General features: G+C 51.7%; 15 protein-coding genes. 7 read left to right on the forward strand and 8 right to left on the reverse strand.

Annotated features, from left to right (window positions below):
* Window positions 1-6: 6 nt before the first annotated feature.
* The gene (locus tag COO92_RS04105) at window positions 7-1,005 is read right to left on the reverse strand and encodes an RluA family pseudouridine synthase (RefSeq protein WP_101300171.1); all 999 of its coding nucleotides are present in this window, start codon (window positions 1,003-1,005) and stop codon (window positions 7-9) included.
* A gap of 291 nt (window positions 1,006-1,296) precedes the next feature.
* On the opposite strand from COO92_RS04105, the gene COO92_RS04110 reads away from it, so the two are divergent.
* On the forward strand, window positions 1,297-1,683 hold the full coding sequence (locus COO92_RS04110; protein WP_101300173.1) for a hypothetical protein: 387 nt from the start codon (window positions 1,297-1,299) through the stop codon (window positions 1,681-1,683).
* 35 nt (window positions 1,684-1,718) lie between these two features.
* Window positions 1,719-2,213 carry a M67 family metallopeptidase gene (locus COO92_RS04115; protein ID WP_101300175.1) on the forward strand — a complete coding sequence of 165 codons (495 nt, stop codon included), beginning with the start codon at window positions 1,719-1,721 and terminating at the stop codon, window positions 2,211-2,213.
* A gap of 52 nt (window positions 2,214-2,265) precedes the next feature.
* Here the strand turns inward: COO92_RS04115 and COO92_RS04120 are convergent, their stop codons facing one another.
* The 3 genes from COO92_RS04120 to COO92_RS04130 form a co-directional block, all read right to left on the reverse strand.
* Complete coding sequence (locus COO92_RS04120; RefSeq protein ID WP_133125043.1) at window positions 2,266-3,360, reverse strand: HD-GYP domain-containing protein; 1,095 nt, start codon at window positions 3,358-3,360, stop codon at window positions 2,266-2,268.
* A gap of 89 nt (window positions 3,361-3,449) precedes the next feature.
* Window positions 3,450-4,478, reverse strand: a complete 1,029-nt coding sequence (locus COO92_RS04125) for a quaternary amine ABC transporter ATP-binding protein (protein ID WP_101300178.1) — start codon at window positions 4,476-4,478, stop codon at window positions 3,450-3,452.
* A complete protein-coding gene (locus COO92_RS04130) occupies window positions 4,478-5,338 on the reverse strand; it encodes an ABC transporter permease (protein ID WP_101300179.1) in 861 nt (286 codons plus the stop codon). The genes COO92_RS04125 and COO92_RS04130 overlap by 1 nt, the downstream gene beginning before the upstream one ends.
* Before the next feature lie 294 nt (window positions 5,339-5,632).
* On the opposite strand from COO92_RS04130, the gene COO92_RS04135 reads away from it, so the two are divergent.
* Together COO92_RS04135 and COO92_RS04140 are read left to right on the forward strand one after the other, a co-directional pair.
* On the forward strand, window positions 5,633-6,223 hold the full coding sequence (locus COO92_RS04135) for a PDC sensor domain-containing protein (RefSeq protein ID WP_206186354.1): 591 nt from the start codon (window positions 5,633-5,635) through the stop codon (window positions 6,221-6,223).
* Between the two features lie 83 nt (window positions 6,224-6,306).
* Entirely contained in the window at window positions 6,307-7,974 is a 1,668-nt protein-coding gene (locus COO92_RS04140; protein ID WP_101300181.1) for a methyl-accepting chemotaxis protein, read from the forward strand.
* A 128-nt stretch (window positions 7,975-8,102) separates the two neighbouring features.
* Here COO92_RS04140 and proX read toward each other — a convergent pair whose 3' ends face one another.
* The 3 genes from proX to proV form a co-directional block, all read right to left on the reverse strand.
* Window positions 8,103-9,119 carry a glycine betaine/L-proline ABC transporter substrate-binding protein ProX gene (gene proX, locus COO92_RS04145; protein WP_101300183.1) on the reverse strand — a complete coding sequence of 339 codons (1,017 nt, stop codon included), beginning with the start codon at window positions 9,117-9,119 and terminating at the stop codon, window positions 8,103-8,105.
* 100 nt (window positions 9,120-9,219) lie between these two features.
* Complete coding sequence (gene proW, locus COO92_RS04150) at window positions 9,220-10,344, reverse strand: glycine betaine/L-proline ABC transporter permease ProW (RefSeq protein ID WP_101300184.1); 1,125 nt, start codon at window positions 10,342-10,344, stop codon at window positions 9,220-9,222.
* Complete coding sequence (proV, locus tag COO92_RS04155) at window positions 10,337-11,542, reverse strand: glycine betaine/L-proline ABC transporter ATP-binding protein ProV (RefSeq protein ID WP_101300185.1); 1,206 nt, start codon at window positions 11,540-11,542, stop codon at window positions 10,337-10,339. The genes proW and proV overlap by 8 nt, the downstream gene beginning before the upstream one ends.
* Before the next feature lie 241 nt (window positions 11,543-11,783).
* Here proV and COO92_RS04160 point away from each other — a divergent pair, with 241 nt between their 5' ends.
* Window positions 11,784-12,320, forward strand: a complete 537-nt coding sequence (locus COO92_RS04160) for a MarR family winged helix-turn-helix transcriptional regulator (protein WP_101300187.1) — start codon at window positions 11,784-11,786, stop codon at window positions 12,318-12,320.
* 84 nt (window positions 12,321-12,404) lie between these two features.
* On the opposite strand, the gene COO92_RS04165 is transcribed toward COO92_RS04160, so the two are convergent.
* On the reverse strand, window positions 12,405-13,439 hold the full coding sequence (locus COO92_RS04165; RefSeq protein ID WP_101300188.1) for an ABC transporter substrate-binding protein: 1,035 nt from the start codon (window positions 13,437-13,439) through the stop codon (window positions 12,405-12,407).
* Window positions 13,440-13,761: 322 nt separating this feature from the next.
* Here COO92_RS04165 and COO92_RS04170 point away from each other — a divergent pair, with 322 nt between their 5' ends.
* Window positions 13,762-14,595, forward strand: a complete 834-nt coding sequence (locus tag COO92_RS04170; RefSeq protein ID WP_206186355.1) for a 3'-5' exonuclease — start codon at window positions 13,762-13,764, stop codon at window positions 14,593-14,595.
* 176 nt (window positions 14,596-14,771) lie between these two features.
* Complete coding sequence (locus tag COO92_RS04175) at window positions 14,772-15,788, forward strand: Fe(3+) ABC transporter substrate-binding protein (RefSeq protein ID WP_101300897.1); 1,017 nt, start codon at window positions 14,772-14,774, stop codon at window positions 15,786-15,788.
* Window positions 15,789-15,947 lie beyond the last annotated feature (159 nt).

Here is a 15,947-nt window from a genome sequence, read left to right on the forward strand (position 1 = left end):
TCTAGTTCAACCTATCTTAATGGATAGGTTCAGGCTTTCAATAAGAGCTATGAGGTCGTCGGGGAGGGGGGCTGTCGTCGAAATAAACGTACCTGTGTTTGGGTGCACAAACCCAAGGGTTCTGGCATGTAGGGCTTGTTTATTGAATGCGTTCAAAATTTCTTGCGTTTCGAAGTTGAACTTCTGTGAATATTTATTCTTGCCGTAAACAGGATCACAGACAAGTGAGTGCCCGATATGGCTCATATGAACGCGGATTTGGTGGGTTCTACCGGTCGCGAGGCGGCATTCAACCAGTGATGCCAGCGAGTCGTCGCGTTTTTGCAGTAATTTGTATCTGGTAAGTGCGTATTTCCCCCCAGATTTCAAGACCGTCATTTTCTTGCGATTGCGCGGACTGCGGCCGATGTTTCCTTCGATTTCGCCGTCGCTTTTGGCTGGAACGCCCCACACGACCGCAAGGTATGCCCGGTCGATATTGTCTTTATCTTCGGAAAACAGGGTCGAAAGACCACGATGTGCGGCATCGTTTTTGGCAACAACCATCGCCCCGCTGGTGTCTTTATCAAGTCGATGGACAATGCCCGGGCGTCTAACCCCGCCAATCCCCGACAGGCTGTCGCCACAATGCGCGAGCAAGGCATTTACCAGTGTGCCGCTTTCATTGCCTGCGGCCGGGTGGACAACCATGCCGGCGGGCTTGTTGATCACAAGAAGGTCATCGTCCTCATAAAGGACATCAAGCTTGATATCTTCGGCTTCGGGCAGGGCTGGCTCGGCAGGAGGGATCGTAAGGACGAATTTATCGCCGCCTTTGACCTTTCCCGACATTTTCAGAACGGTTTGATCATTTTGCAAAAGATGCCCGTCTTCAATCAGGGACTTGATCCGGGAACGCGATTGTTCCGGCCATGCACCAGCCAGAACCCTGTCAAGACGTGCACCTTCGTCCGCGGACGTGGCGGTATGTTCAAGGATCTCTGTACTCTGATCGGTGTCGTTCATCTGTCAAATGTATGTTGTTATGCCATGCAAGGCGACATCGTTATGACGTCAGGGCAGGCGTGATACCTTTGTTTTGCAGGTTTTAGCGCGTCTGACGTGTAATGCAATCAAATGAAATGTGGTGACAGACTTTTAATCATGCTTGATCCTCATCACAATCACGGATCAATCGCATTTTGGGAACTTGCAATTCGTTGACCATGGCGCTATGGCGTTGACATACGTTTTGCGTGATCGGTTTCACAAGGTCGAAAATGCAGCGATCACACAGTTTTATCGGTTGGAAATACGATGCGTATCGTTAAGGTTTTAGTTCTTTTTATGGGTGTGCTGATTGTTGTCGGCATTGGTCTGGTGGCCTATGGGCTGTCCCTTGACAAGAATGCAGATGATCCAAAAACGACACCGGTTTCACCTGTAACCCCGTCTGTTCCTTTGGCGGGGGATGTTGTGTCATCAAATGCGGCACCAATGATGCCCTCTGCTTCGCTGTCTGCATTTGGCGATATTGCGGTTGATATGGCCCCCGGCGAGAAACTTATTAGCTATTCCCGTCAGGGCGACGATGTGACCCTGCATATCGAGAGTGATGAGGGCAACGCTTCACGCCTTGTCATCGTATCGATTGAGAAAAAAAAGGTTCTGGGGCGTATCCTGCTTGGAACATCCGCGCAGTAGGCGGCCATACGGGCCAATCAAAAGGAAAACAATGCATGGGGGGGCAGGGCAGTGAACAGAACCGGCAGAACCAAAACCGGGTTTACTTTTCGGCACGCCTGCATGGAGAAATTCGGGATCTTTGCGCCCTGCATTGGCCCGAGGAAACCTGTGGCCTTCTGATTGCGTCAAACGCCGTTCCTGATCGCATTCAGCGCGTGGTTGTTGCCCGAAATGTTGCTGATGAACCGCAAAAGACCTTTGAAATTGATCCGCAAACCTTGATTGATACCCACCGGACCGTCAGGGAAACCGGCGAGGAAATTGTCGGCTGTTTCCATTCCCATCCGAACGGCAACGCCTTACCATCCAATACCGACCGGGACCGGGCCGATGAACACGCATTCTTGTGGTTGATCGTCGCGACTAACCACACCGGCGCACTGGCCAGTGGCATGTATCGGATCATGCATCAAAAAATGATCGATGCCGATAGTGGTGAAAACATCCGCTATTTCCAGCGCTGCAAATTGATTGAACAAGATATCTGAGCACGAAAACGCACGCGATTTGATCGGTATGAGCATGGGGCGGGGGACCGTGTTAGGCTTTCAGCGCACCAGGGTTTTTCGCCTGCTCTACCGGTGTCCAATGCTGGGTCATCACATGTGCAAGTGCACGAACAAGAGCCCGCTCAACTTTACCGTCATCGGCCATCTTCATCAGAATGGAGATGGATTTTTCGATGCTAAAAGGTGGCTTGTAGGACCGGTCTTCGAGTAAGGCGCCCATGATGTCACATATGGTTAAAATGCGCGTTAAATCGGGAATTTCGGGCGCAGACAGGCCATCGGGATAGCCACTGCCATTGAGATATTCATGATGATGCCGCACACCATGCAGGATCAACGGATCAATATTGCCCTGTGAGGACAGTTTGTTATAGCCATCCATCGGGTGACGCTTGACGATGTCAAACTCATCCGCAGTTAACTTTCCAGGTTTGTCGAGGATCTCCTCGGGGATCCAAACCTTACCGATATCATGTAAAAGCCCCGCCTGGGTTAGCTTGGCAATGTCTGAATTGCTCATGCCGGTGTTTTGCGCAAATGCACAGGCAATGCCGGTCACCAGCAGGATATGCTGGAATGTGGATTGGTGATAAACTCGGACTGTGCTGAGCCATTCTGAAATACCGAGATCAGCAATAGAAGCCGCAATGTTCTTACCAGCTTCGCTTATTTTATCGATATTGACCGGTGTGTCGTCTTTGGCTTCGTCAAAACTGTCCTGAATGGCTTGGGCACCGGCTTGTGCTGCGGTAATGGCTGTTTGCCCGGTCATGCCCAAGGCAACGCGGCGTTCTTCAATATGTTTGGCCAATACTTTTTCGGTGATTGGCTTGGTGATGGTCTTTCTGGCTCCCAACGCGGTTGCCTGTAGTTCGTCTTGCAAATCGTTTTTGCCAATGGCAAAGATCTGATCCGAACCACGTTGTGATACTTTGCGAAATTCGCGCAATCGGGCGACCATTTCCGGATTCCGAAGGTCGACATCAACCATCAAAATCATCGTGCTGCCCGGGATTGGCTTTTGCGGATCAAGCAAACGTACCCCGAACCCCATAAGTGCTGATGGCAACATATGGCGGTGTTCTTCGTCGCAGAGGACATGGATAATGTTCTGTCTGTCGTTCACCGCGGCCCGCTATTTAAAGTGTTATCTTTGTTATTCCTGTCGACTTATACCTGTATGAGATGAAATTCAACTATAAGCATTTTTTCATGTTATCGAGACAATGCGGAAATAACTTGATCTCGGTCAATCAATCCCACCCGATTGTCATCTCGATCCATTACTGAAATGGTCTGTCCGGTTTTGAGCGATATGCTCACGATATCCTCAAGCCGTGTGTCGTCGCGAATGACAGGCGCGTTACTGTCATCCTCAGATCGCTCCGACCCGGGTGTTAAACGCTGCATGACGCTTCGGGCTCGCAGCACACGACCCCGGTTCACATCACGGGTAAAGGCTTGCACATAATCATCGGCGGGATGAAGGATGATTTCCTCGGGCCGTCCGACTTGCACCAGTTTGCCGTCTTTCAAAATTGCGATCCGGTCGCCGAGTTTAAGTGCCTCGTCCAGATCATGGGTAATAAACACAATGGTTTTATGAAGCTCTGCCTGAAGCTTCATCAACTCATCTTGCATGTCACTGCGAATAAGCGGATCAAGGGCCGAGAAGGCCTCGTCCATCAAAAGAACTTCCGGGTCGGTTGCAAGTGCTCGGGCAAGGCCGACACGCTGCTGCATGCCACCTGAAAGTTGATCGGGGAATTTGGCTTCGTATCCGGCAAGTCCAACCCGCTCAATCCATTTTGATGCGGCGGCCTCACGAGATTTACGATCTGTACCCTGAATTTCGAGGCCATAGGCAACGTTATCCATCACATTGCGATGGGGCAGCAGTCCAAACCGTTGAAACACCATGCCAAGCCGTTTGCGCCGAAACGCATTCAAGGCCGGAATATCCATCGCAAGGATATCTTCACCACCAAAAGAAACGCTTCCTGCCGTTGGGTCAATCAGGCGGTTTAAGTGTCGGATCAGGGTTGATTTCCCCGATCCGGAAAGACCCATGACGACAAAGGTTTCCCCCTGTTCAATCGACAGCGACACGTCATGCAGGCCAACCGTATGGCCCGTCTTGGTAAGGATTTCATCCTTATCAGAACCGGCCCTTGCCAGTTCAAGTGCCCCCTCGGGATCAGGGCCAAAGATTTTGAAAATATTGCGGATTTCGATGTAGCTCATCACACGTCCTCCGCATGGCTGCGCTGTGATCGTTTGCCATAAGCCTGTCCGATCCGGTCAAACACAACCGCCAGCAACACAATCGCAATTCCGGCTTCCATGCCGGCCCCAACGTCCAAACGCTGAATGCCCATCAATACTTGCTCGCCAAGGCCGCGTGCGCCAATCATCGATGCGATCACGACCATTGAAATCGACATCATCGTGGTTTGATTGATCCCGGCCATGATATTGGGAAGCGCTAATGGCAACTGGACGCCAAACAGGATTTGTTTGCGGCTTGCACCAAACGAGCGCGATGCTTCGAGAACTTCCTGATCGACAAGGCGAATGCCCAAATCGGTTAGTCGGATGACCGGTGGTGCGGCGTAAATAACCGTGGCCAGAATGGCCGGAACCTTGCCAAGGCCAAACAGCATCAGGGCAGGGATCAGATACACAAAGCTTGGCATGGTCTGCATGGTATCAAGCACGGGCAACATGATGGCCCGCAGGCGGTTTGACATCGCCATGGCAATGCCGACCGGCACCCCAATAATCACTGAAAGCGACGTGGCAACAATCATTAGGGCCAAGGTTTGCATCGCCTTGTCCCAAAGGCCGAGTGTGCCGATGGCAAACATCGCAATCACGAGGCCCACCGCCAGTTTCCAGTTCTTACTGGCATGCCACGTGATCGCGGCAATCGCAATCAGGACAACCCACCACGGGGCACCGCGCAAAACCTGTTCTAACGCGACCAACACTGTCAGCAGGCTATCGGCAAAGGCCTCAAACGCCGCGCCATAATTGATCACCAGCCAATCAACGAACTGATTAACCCATTTGCCCAACGGCACATTCAACTGTTCTGGAAACATGATGGCGCTTTGCCCGATCTGCTCAATAAATCAACGAGCGGAGGAGCCTAACAAGATCAATCTCGTAACACACGGTTAAAATGACCCGAGCACGGTGCTCCTGCCAGACGCTCCTGACATTCAGACCCTAGTGAAGCGTTGGGGAATGCAAATCTGCAATCAAGAGGCAGAAAGCGAATTTATCGAAATAATTTTAATTGATATCTGTGTGGCAATTCCCACGTCCAAACTTGTTTGTATTCATTGATGAATGCAGCCCACCTGTCGAACGTTGAAATGATCCGGGAGAGTATGATGTCACTGAAATTGGTAACGATAACGACGGCATGCGCACTAACACTTATGTCGTTTGTTAGTGTAGGCACCGTGCATGCCAATGAATATGAGGCCGAATTGAAAAGCTTCGCCGAGGACGTCAAAGGGTGGATTGGTGATCCGGTGGTGATTGATGCGGTCAAGATGCAGAACGAAAAGAATGCGTCACTCGGCCAGGCCGACATTGATGAGTTGGACAAACAGTGGCGGGCAGAAACATCCGCCGCTACTCAGCCCATGATCGATGAGGTTCTTGGTCGTGATCTGTCGAGCTTCCTGAAACAGAAATCCGAAGAATCCGAAGGACTGATTACTGAAATATTCGTCATGGATAACAAGGGCCTGAACGTCGGGCAAAGTGGCATCACCAGTGACTACTGGCAGGGTGATGAAGCCAAATGGCAAGAAACATACAGTGCCGGAAAAGATGCCATTCATCTTGGCGATGTCGAACTTGATGAATCGACCCAGACCTATCAGTCGCAATTAAGTCTTCCGGTGGTTGATGCCGCTGATGGCAGCGTCATCGGGGCGGTCACAGTCGGCATTAACGTCGAACTCTTGCAATAGAACCCTGATCAAAACAAATGCCGGATGGATATGTCTATGTCTCATCCGGCATATAAATTTTGCAATATGACCGGAGTGATGAGATGAGCCTGGCAGCGCAAAGTTCCAGTATCCCGGACTTTAAAAAAAGCGGGTGGTCGATCCGGGGGAAATTGTTGGCAGTGGTCGCTGCCGTCGTGACAGTGGCGTTTTTGGCCGTGATCTATCTGGGGATCGCGTTCTCTGTTGACTCGGCCCGTACAAAACTGTCTGAAAGCAACCGGGTCGTTACGAACCTGATTGCCTCGCAGATTGGTGGCGCGGTCAAATTTCGCAAGGAAGATGCGATTGTTGCCAGCTTCGGCTCATTGATCGAAAATAGTGACAGTGGTCTGGCATCTGCGATTGTGTTTGATATTGCGGGCGAAGAAATAACCAGATTTCTCCAGCCTGATGAGGCCGCCCCTGACGTCGCAGAAGTTCAAAAAATGGTTGCTGCTGTGCTCGCTGATGGCGCGCCGCAGGAAACAATGATCGCGGGAAAGCAAGTTGTTGCATCGCCATCGTTTTTTGGTAAATCGGATGCGCCCAACGGTGTGATTGTATCGGGTTGGGGGTTTGATGCCCTTGAAGCGGACATGCGTGATAACGCATTTCGCCTTGCCGCAATTGCCTTTGTACTACTGGCGGTACTGTTGATTGTGCTGGTTGTTATCATTCAAAAGATCGTGGCAAGCCCCTTACAGTTGATGTCCGGGGTCATGACCGATCTTGCCGATGGTCATCTTGAGGTTGATATTCCGGCCTCAGGCCGCGGAGATGAAATCGGTGAAATGGCGCACGCGCTTAGTATCTTTAAGGCCAATGCCATTCGGGTCGAGCATCTGCGTAAAGAACGCGATGAACTCGAAGAACGCAATCGTTCGGAAAACAAACAGCGGCTTGCAGACACGTCCGTGTCGTTCCGAAACACCATCGGGCAAATTGTCGATAGCGTCCGTAACGCGGCAAGCGCTCTGAGCGGCAATGCGCAAACACTGTTTACAACAACAGATGACTCTCGTCAGAAAACTGAAAAAGTCCTTGAACGGGTCGCAGAAGCAACCGCCGATGTGCGCTCAATCACCGAAGCTGCCGGAACGTTACGCATCGCACTCGAAGAAGTATCTCAGCAGGTGTTTGGCGCACGGGCGGTAATTGAAACGGCAGTTGATCAAACTCGCCACACGGATGAGACGGTCGCTAGCCTGTCGTCAGAAGCTGAAAAGATTGGCGATGTTGTTAAACTCATTCAGGACATTGCCGAACAAACCAACCTTCTTGCCTTGAACGCAACGATTGAGGCCGCACGCGCGGGCGACGCAGGCAAGGGCTTTGCCGTTGTGGCCAACGAGGTCAAGACACTGGCAAATCAAACTGCCAAGGCGACGGAGGATATCACCCGTCAGATTGCGTCGGTTCAGTCGATTTCAGGACAAACCGCCGATGCGATTTCCGAAATCCGCGAATGTATTGATCAGGTGCAGAGCGTTTCAATCGAGATTTCAAACGCGGTTGAACGGCAATCAAGTGCGGCAAACGATATCACAACAACGATTGAACACGCCGATACCACCATCCACCGGGTGAGCCGCGATATCGAAGACGTCTCAAGCTCAATCCATCACGCCAGCGAAATCACCGAAGAGGTCCGTCGGTCTTCGTCTGACTTAACCGGCGAGGCGGATCGCCTGCACCAAAATGCCAACAAGTTTATTGAAAACATTCACTAAACCTGTGTGACAGGCAAATGGGCCCGTGACGAACACCCCAGATAAGTCAAACACCCCGCAAGATGTCTCCTGCGGGGTGTTTAGTGATTGGCGATCAGGTTAAATCCTAATCGCGGTAGTCAATTGGATTACTTCGCCGCAGCGCGGGCTTCTTCGAGCCAGCCGTCGAAGGTTGCGCGATGGCCTTTGATCCAGGCATCTGCATGACGTGCGATGTCTTCGGCGGATTTTTCGCCGTCGCGCATGGCAAGGTTTTCAGCCGAGATGTCATTGGCCGACAGTTCCATGATCGCAAACAGCTTCGCCGCTGCCGGGTTTTCATCAGTCCATGCCTTATTAGCGATGATCTGCTGATTGTTGACCTGGAAGCCATAGTTGCTGCCGTCAGGAAGGGCAGTATCAGCATCCTTGTTTTCACCCGGAAGCGATGAGAACGGAACCTGCAACCAGGTCACGTCTTTACCCGGGACCAGAACACCTGACACCCAATACGGGGTCCATGTGTAATACAGGACCGATTCACCGGCTTTGTAACGGGTGATCGTATCGGCGATGATGGCCGAATAGGAACCCTGATTGTGGGTAACGGTGTCGCGCAGGCCATAGGCATCAAGGTGGTTTTCAATCACACCTTCACAGCCCCAACCCGGGTTGCAGCCCGAAAGGTCGGCTTTGCCATCGTCATTGGTATCAAACAATGCCGCGATTTTCGGGTCTTTAAGCTGTTCGATATTGGTGATGTTATATTCATCAGCCGTTTTTTTATCGATCAGATAACCCTGAAGCGCGCCCGGTGAATAAACACCTTCGCGATAGATTTTCTCAGCACCGCCAGCGGCCTTGTAGAAATCGGCATGCAGCGGATTCCAGTGATCGGCCATAAAGGTCGCATCACCATTGCCAATGGCAACATGGCCAGCCGCATATTCGATTTCCTGGATGTCTTTAACGTCGTAACCAAGCTCTTCAAGAGCCTTCATAACCACAACGGTCTGAAAGGTTTCTTCAGCGATGGAGCTTTTAAGCGGCTGAACTTCAACGCCTTTACCCGGCATCATGTTGTCAGCAAACGCAGTGCCGGTCATCAGCATCGAGCCGGTAACGGCAATAGCAGCACCCGCAGAAAGTTTCTTCAGGAACGTCATGAACTTCTCCTTGTTGATAGATTGAGGTCGTATTGGTTGACCCCGTTCTCCAAACAGACGGAACCACAAAAGGTTCCGTCCGCTATCTCGTTTAAATGTATTATTTTTTGCCCAGAACTGATCGGACAAGTGCCGCAGGACCAGCGTCATACCAGTGCCGCGTGCCTTTGGACCGTTGGTCCTTGCCCAGTGCCTGGGTCATGCGATCGAGAACGATGGCCAGAAGGACAATGCCAACCCCGCCAATCGTTGCCAGCCCCATATCAAGTCGGCCAATACCGCGCAGAACCATCTGGCCAAGACCGCCAACCGCAATCATCGACGCAATTACAACCATCGAAAGGGCAAGCATCAAGGTCTGGTTGACGCCGGCCATGATGGTCGGCATCGCAAGTGGCAACTGCACACGAAACAGAAGCTGTTTCGGGCTCGCCCCAAATGAACGGGCGGCTTCAACCAGATCGCTTGGGACCTGACGGATGCCAAGGATGGTCAAGCGGATCAGGGGTGGCAGGGCAAAGATAATGGTCACCACAACACCCGGCACATTGCCGATACCAAACAGCATCACAATCGGCACCAGATAAACAAATGCCGGGGTGGTCTGCATCGCATCAAGGATTGGACGGACTGCATTCGACGCACGTTCGTTGCGCGCCAGCCAAATGCCAGTCGGAAGCCCAATAACCACACAGAAAAACACAGATGTCAGCACCAGCGACAAGGTCACCATTGCTTCGGACCACGCGCCGATCAAGCCGACAATAACCATCGAAATCAATGTGCCGATGGCCAAACGACGCCCGGCAAGTTGCCATGCAATCAAGGCCATAATGATGATGATGATAATGGCCGGTGTTGCCTGTAAACCGGTTTCAACACCGCTCAGAACAGCATCAATTGGCCAGCGGATGGCCTGAAAAATACTACGGAAATGCGTGACAATCCAATCAAGACCATCATTGACCCAGCCATCCAGCGGGATCACCGCATCCTGAAACGGATGCAGGATATCAAAATGCTTTTCCGGGGCAGGGGCGGCATTGGACAGCCAATCGGTTGATGATGCCGCGTCGCCAGTGCCTCCGCCCGGACCTGATGGGCCGCCGGGGCCAGTCGCACCACCACCCGGGCCAGATGCACCAGTTGATGCAGCCCCTGATGTGCTATCAGTACTCTCGGTAGTGGCGTTGGTCTGGCCCCAAGGATTACTGTTGTCAGCCATTGGTGCCTTCTCCTTCACGGTCGAGTGTTGCCAGCAGGTTGGCTTTCTTGATCACGCCCATATATTTGCCGTCTTCACCAACAACCGGCACGCCACACGGGGCGTGCGCCACAGTTCCAATCAGTTCGGAAAGCTGTGTGTCATGGGAAACCGGTTCAACGCCGGGTAAAAAGGCGGCTGAAAGTTTATCCGCGCCCGATTTAATGGCGGCATCAAGGGTGTCGATCGAGATCACACCGTGGAAATCAAGCTTGTCGCCAACAATATAGGCGTATTCGCGGTCTTCCTTGTTCAAACGGCTGAGCGCGGTTTTAAGGCCGACACCTTCGCGTTCGATCACGGTGACTTCGCGTTTTGACGCAATGTCCTTGGCGCTGAGGATGGTGGAAACATCAACCCCGCGGAAAAACGATTTGACGTAGTCATTGGCCGGATTGTTCAGAATTTCTTCTGGAGTACCGACCTGAACGACAATGCCGCCTTCCATAATTGCGATACGATCCCCGATCCGCATGGCTTCATCAAGATCGTGCGAGATAAAGATGATCGTGCGTTTATGTTCGCGCTGAAGGGTCAGGAGTTCATCCTGCATTTCTGTGCGGATCAAAGGATCCAGTGCGGAAAAGGCTTCATCCATCAACATCACAGCCGGATCATTGGCCAACGCACGCGCAAGGCCAACACGTTGCTGCATGCCGCCCGACAGTTCGTCAGGATATGAATTGGCATGCGCGGGAAGGCCAACTTGCTCAAGTGCGACAAGGGCGCGTTTGTGGCGCTCTTTTTCATCCATATCCGCCAGCTCAAGACCAAACGATGCATTATCGATGACCGAAAGATGCGGCATCAGGGCAAAGGATTGAAACACCATCGCCATGTCGCGGCGGCGCAGATCGCGCAATTCTTCGTCGGACATCGCGGCAATATCAACGCCATCATATAAAACCTGACCCGATGTCGGTTCAATCAGGCGGTTCAATAGTCGCACAAGGGTCGATTTTCCCGAGCCAGACAGCCCCATGACGACAAATATTTCACCTTGTTTGACGGTGAAGTTTGCCCCGCAAACACCAACGGTTTGTCCGGTTTTGTCAAAGATTTCGTCTTTGTCGATCCCGTCATTGATCATTTGCATTGCCTGATCAGGACGGTCGCCAAAGACTTTATAAAGGTCTTTTACAACGATTTTTTCGGTCATGAGTCCTTGTCGATTTTTGGCGAAAAACAACGCACATCACGCAGGCAAACAGCCTTTGCGCGGCAAACATCGTTCATCAGTCTGTTTTTATGTCGATGGTGGCATAAGAGGCCAAAAGCCCCGCAGGTTTCCCCAAGCCATGTCTGAATTTGTCGACGGATGGTTACAGGTCAAAACATTTGATGTCAAATTATAATCACGTTACGCTTCCGACGATCGGGGAACGAGGAGACGTGGTGTTATGGTTGAAAAACAACAAAAAAAGCGGGAATTTCTGGATGTTCTTGTTGCGTTGCGGCAGATTATTCGGGCAACAGACCTTCATTCAAAATATGTTATGAAAGTTTGTGGTCTTACTGTTCCGCAGCTTGTTGTTCTGCTCGCGATTGAGGAGCTCGGGGCTGTGACCGTGCGGCAGATTTCCCATCACGTGTCGCTCAGCCAGGCAACGGTAACGACAATCCTGAACCGACTTGAAACCCGTGATTTCATCAAGCGCACGCGCAATGCCACGGACAAACGCGTTGTGAACAGTTGTCTGACCGATAAGGGACGTGAGATTCTGGTGGATACGCCGCCCTTGATGGACGGGCACTTCATGCGCCGCTATCAGATGCTTGATGTTGCCAAGCGCGGCGAAATTCTTGAGACACTTCAGCATGTCGCACACCTGATGGCGTCCGATGACGTCGACACCTGCCCATCGGTCAGTGATGACGAACTGGATCCGATATTATCGTCATTCCCAATCCATCTTGAATCCAGCCAAGATCGATGAATGCGCAAATAGTGTGATCAAAAGCTGACAAGGCGCAGATATTTCACTGCGCCTTGTTTGGGAAGTCTATTGGTATCAAGGGCCTTAAAGCGCGCTTTCAACCTTTTGCGCAACACTTTCAGGAACCCATGATTTCCAGATATCAGGTTTCTGTTTCAGGAAATAACGCGCAGCCCCATCTGGCTTTTCATCATTTTCCTGCATGTAGGCCAACATTTCAGAAACCAGCGCATTGCTTGTTTCATAGTTGGTCAGGAACGTGATCAGATTGGGGGCTGCTTCCTTGAAATCATTATTCACACCGACCGTTACCGTACTTTGTGGATAGGCTGTTGCCTTGGTCGGTGTGGCATCGGTTTTCAGCGCATCAAAGATTTCCTTGTCATACGCCGGTTCTTCAAGACGATAGCTGTCATAAAGACCCATCACCCACGTCGGACCCCAGTAGTAATAAAGGGCTGGCTTGCCGCGTTTGTGTGCCGATGCGATGGCTGCTGAAAGTGCCGCCCCGGTACCAGGACGGAAATTGGTGAAGCTGTCATCAAGACCATAGGCCGCGAGCTTACCCGAATTGACCTTTTCACAGACCCAGCCCGACGGGCAGTTGTAAAAACGTCCTTTTCCGGGTTCTTCGGCATCGGCAAACAGGTCGGTGTATTTGGGCAGATCATCGACCGATTTCAGATCAGGGGCCATCGGTTCGATACCACGTTCGGCATCGCCTTCAATGACATAGCGCGGGACAAACCAGCCTTCAACGGCGTCATCGAAGTTAACCCCGATCTGGCTGACATTGCCGGCGGCCTCTGCTTTTTTCCAGGCGTCAGCAACATTGTCGCGCCAGATTTCCATGACGACATCAACATCGCCCTTGCCAGCCCCGGTCAAAAGCGGGATGACATCGCCGGGCAGGGCATCGGTTTTACAGCCGTAGCCTTTTTCTATGATGAAACGGGCCACGGCATTATGGAACAGGGCGCTGTCATAGTTCAGTCCGGCGAACATCACCGGCCGATCTATTTCACAGGATGCGTCCTGTGCCTGTGCTGTGGTTGCGAATGTGGTAAATGCGAGGCCAGCGGCCATCAACATTGCGGCTCCGGTAGGCAGGGTGTTCATCCTTCTGTCCCTTCGTTGTTGCGGTCCGGAATCGCATCAAATGCAATGTCTTGCAGGTTTGTGCCGTGATCTCGCGGGTTCAAACCAGACCTTGCCCCTGATACAGGTGATGTGAGTTTAACCGTGGGTTCAAAAGTCATGCAACCCTGCGCATTGGTATTTATCGCAAAGAATGCCGGACACGGTTTGAATGATCATCGCAGAAGGCTCCTGACATCCATGGCAGGAGCTGTCAGTGGAATGCATTTTTATGTGGCGATAATTCCGTGAATTTAACGGGTTTTATCGTTATGTTGGGCAAAACAAACCTGTGGGGCCTGTCATGATGCATACCAGTCTGTTCGTCTTTGATATCGAAACCGTTCCCGATATCGACGTCTTGCCGCAATTGACAGGTGAAACCGCCCCGGACCCGGAAACCGGGCGCAAGATGCTTGAAGACTATCACCTTGAAATCACTAATGGACGCAATGGCTTTCCCCGTCAGCCGTTTCACAAGGTTGTCGCCATCAGTTTTCTGCGCGCCACCATCCAGCGCGATGAAAATCTTGAAATGTACGAAATCGAAGAGCTGCGGTCGGGCGGTGATCTAACGTCCGAGGAAAAGGATTTGGTCAACGGGTTCTTTGCCTATTGCGGGAAACTGTTCCCGCGTCTTGTCAGTTTCAATGGGCGGGGGTTTGATCTACCGGTTTTGAAGTACCGAGCGATGAAGCACGGTGTGACGGCGCGCTGGCTGCATCAATCGACCAACAAGTGGGAAAACTATACATCGCGTTATGCACCGAACTGGCATTGTGATCTGGCCGAAGTTCTGTCGGATTACGGGGCATCGGCGCGCACCAAAATGAATGAAGTCTGTGCTGCCCTTGATCTGCCGGGGAAAACCGGGGTCGATGGCAGTAAGGTGTCGGGCATGTTCGATAACGGCGAGATTGATGGCATTCGACGCTATTGCGAAACCGATGTGCTCAACACCTATCTTTTGTATTTGCGTCATGCGCTGCATACCGGGCTGACCGACCATGACAGCTATAACCATGCAATCAATCTAACCGTGGCGTGGCTTGAAGAACGCGCTGGCGATATTCCTGCCTATCAGGAATTCCTTGATGGATGGCGGGCCTCCAGTGGCGGGTCGTTTAACGTCCTTTGACCAATCAGTGCCACGTAACAAGCTGGTGTATGTATGTTTTGGCGGAAGTGATGCATATCACATCGACGCGTTGATCCAGACGAAAGCTTGTTGAAACAGCATGGAATAAGGCTTACATGTCGAATGCATATGCAACTGATTTGCATCTGCATTCGAGCATCAAGGGAAACGTTCAAATGGATATCGGAAAACTCGTCAGCGCCGCGGTCTTCGGCGTAACAGTAATGGCCGCAACGGCGGCCTCTGCACAGGAAGTAAATGTCTATTCCTTGCGTCAGGCATTTTTGGTCGAACCTCTGTTTGAAAAGTTCACCGAACAGACCGGGGTAAAGGTCAATGTGATCTTTGCTGAAAAAGGGCTGGTTGAACGCATAAAGCAGGAAGGCGTAAACAGCCCGGCTGATGTCCTGATGACGGTTGATATCAGCCGTATCCAGCAGGCCGTTGATGCCGGTGTGACCGAAACCCTGACCAATGATGTTTTGGCGACCAACATTCCGGCCCATTTGCGCGATCCCGAAGGGCACTGGTTTGCCCTGACCCAGCGTGGTCGTGCGATCTATGCCTCCAAGGACCGGGTTGCAGAAGGCGAAATCACATCCTACGAAGATCTTGCCGATCCGAAATGGGAAGGTCGCATTTGTACCCGTTCGGGCGCCCATGTTTACAACGTTGCCTTGTTTGCTTCGATGATTGCCGTTCACGGTGAAGAAAAAGCCAAGACATGGCTTGAAGGCCTGAAATCAAACCTTGCACGTAAACCGCAGGGCAATGATCGCGCACAGGTCAAGGCGATCAAGGAAGGCGAGTGCGATCTGGCAATTGGTAATACGTATTACTATGGCAAAATGCTTGAGAATGAAGAACAGCGTCCATGGGCAGAAGCGGTCAATATCGTCTTCCCCAATCAGGATGGTCGCGGCATGTCGATGAATATTTCCGGCATGAGCCTGATCAAGGGTGCCCCTAATCAGGAGAATGCGGTCAAGCTGATGGAATTCCTAAGCGATGACGTGGCACAGAAAATCTATGCCGAGGTAAATTACGAGTATCCTGTCAAATCGGGTGTCGAGTGGGCCGAAAACGTTAAATCATGGGGCACGTTCAAGGCTGATACCGTGTCATTGGCCGAGATTGCCCGTCTGACGCCAGCGGCAATCAAGATGGTCGACGAAATCGGGTACAACGAATAGTCAGACAATTTGAGACAGCATTGTTTTGCAAAGGGGATGGTCATATGCCATCCCCTTTCTACGTTCGTGATCACGTTATTTTGACAGAGTTTCGGGACGTGAGCATTGCTCGTATGTGGTTTTGGGGCTTGCAAAATGGGGGGCAGGGTCGTTAATTTC

The sequence above is a fragment of the Thalassospira lohafexi genome, assembly GCF_002844275.1.
GTDB lineage: Bacteria > Pseudomonadota > Alphaproteobacteria > Rhodospirillales > Thalassospiraceae > Thalassospira > Thalassospira lohafexi.

Coding starts and splice junctions, on each gene's coding strand:
- COO92_RS04170 (WP_206186355.1), top strand. CDS start 13,762: ATGATGCATACCAGTCTGTTCGTCTTTGATATCGAAACCGTTCCCGAT.
- COO92_RS04160 (WP_101300187.1), top strand. CDS start 11,784: ATGGTTGAAAAACAACAAAAAAAGCGGGAATTTCTGGATGTTCTTGTT.
- COO92_RS04125 (WP_101300178.1), bottom strand. CDS start 4,478: ATGAGCTACATCGAAATCCGCAATATTTTCAAAATCTTTGGCCCTGAT.
- COO92_RS04105 (WP_101300171.1), bottom strand. CDS start 1,005: ATGAACGACACCGATCAGAGTACAGAGATCCTTGAACATACCGCCACG.
- COO92_RS04110 (WP_101300173.1), top strand. CDS start 1,297: ATGCGTATCGTTAAGGTTTTAGTTCTTTTTATGGGTGTGCTGATTGTT.
- COO92_RS04135 (WP_206186354.1), top strand. CDS start 5,633: ATGTCACTGAAATTGGTAACGATAACGACGGCATGCGCACTAACACTT.
- COO92_RS04165 (WP_101300188.1), bottom strand. CDS start 13,439: ATGAACACCCTGCCTACCGGAGCCGCAATGTTGATGGCCGCTGGCCTC.
- COO92_RS04175 (WP_101300897.1), top strand. CDS start 14,772: ATGGATATCGGAAAACTCGTCAGCGCCGCGGTCTTCGGCGTAACAGTA.
- COO92_RS04140 (WP_101300181.1), top strand. CDS start 6,307: ATGAGCCTGGCAGCGCAAAGTTCCAGTATCCCGGACTTTAAAAAAAGC.
- proX (WP_101300183.1), bottom strand. CDS start 9,119: ATGACGTTCCTGAAGAAACTTTCTGCGGGTGCTGCTATTGCCGTTACC.
- COO92_RS04115 (WP_101300175.1), top strand. CDS start 1,719: ATGGGGGGGCAGGGCAGTGAACAGAACCGGCAGAACCAAAACCGGGTT.
- proW (WP_101300184.1), bottom strand. CDS start 10,344: ATGGCTGACAACAGTAATCCTTGGGGCCAGACCAACGCCACTACCGAG.
- proV (WP_101300185.1), bottom strand. CDS start 11,542: ATGACCGAAAAAATCGTTGTAAAAGACCTTTATAAAGTCTTTGGCGAC.
- COO92_RS04130 (WP_101300179.1), bottom strand. CDS start 5,338: ATGTTTCCAGAACAGTTGAATGTGCCGTTGGGCAAATGGGTTAATCAG.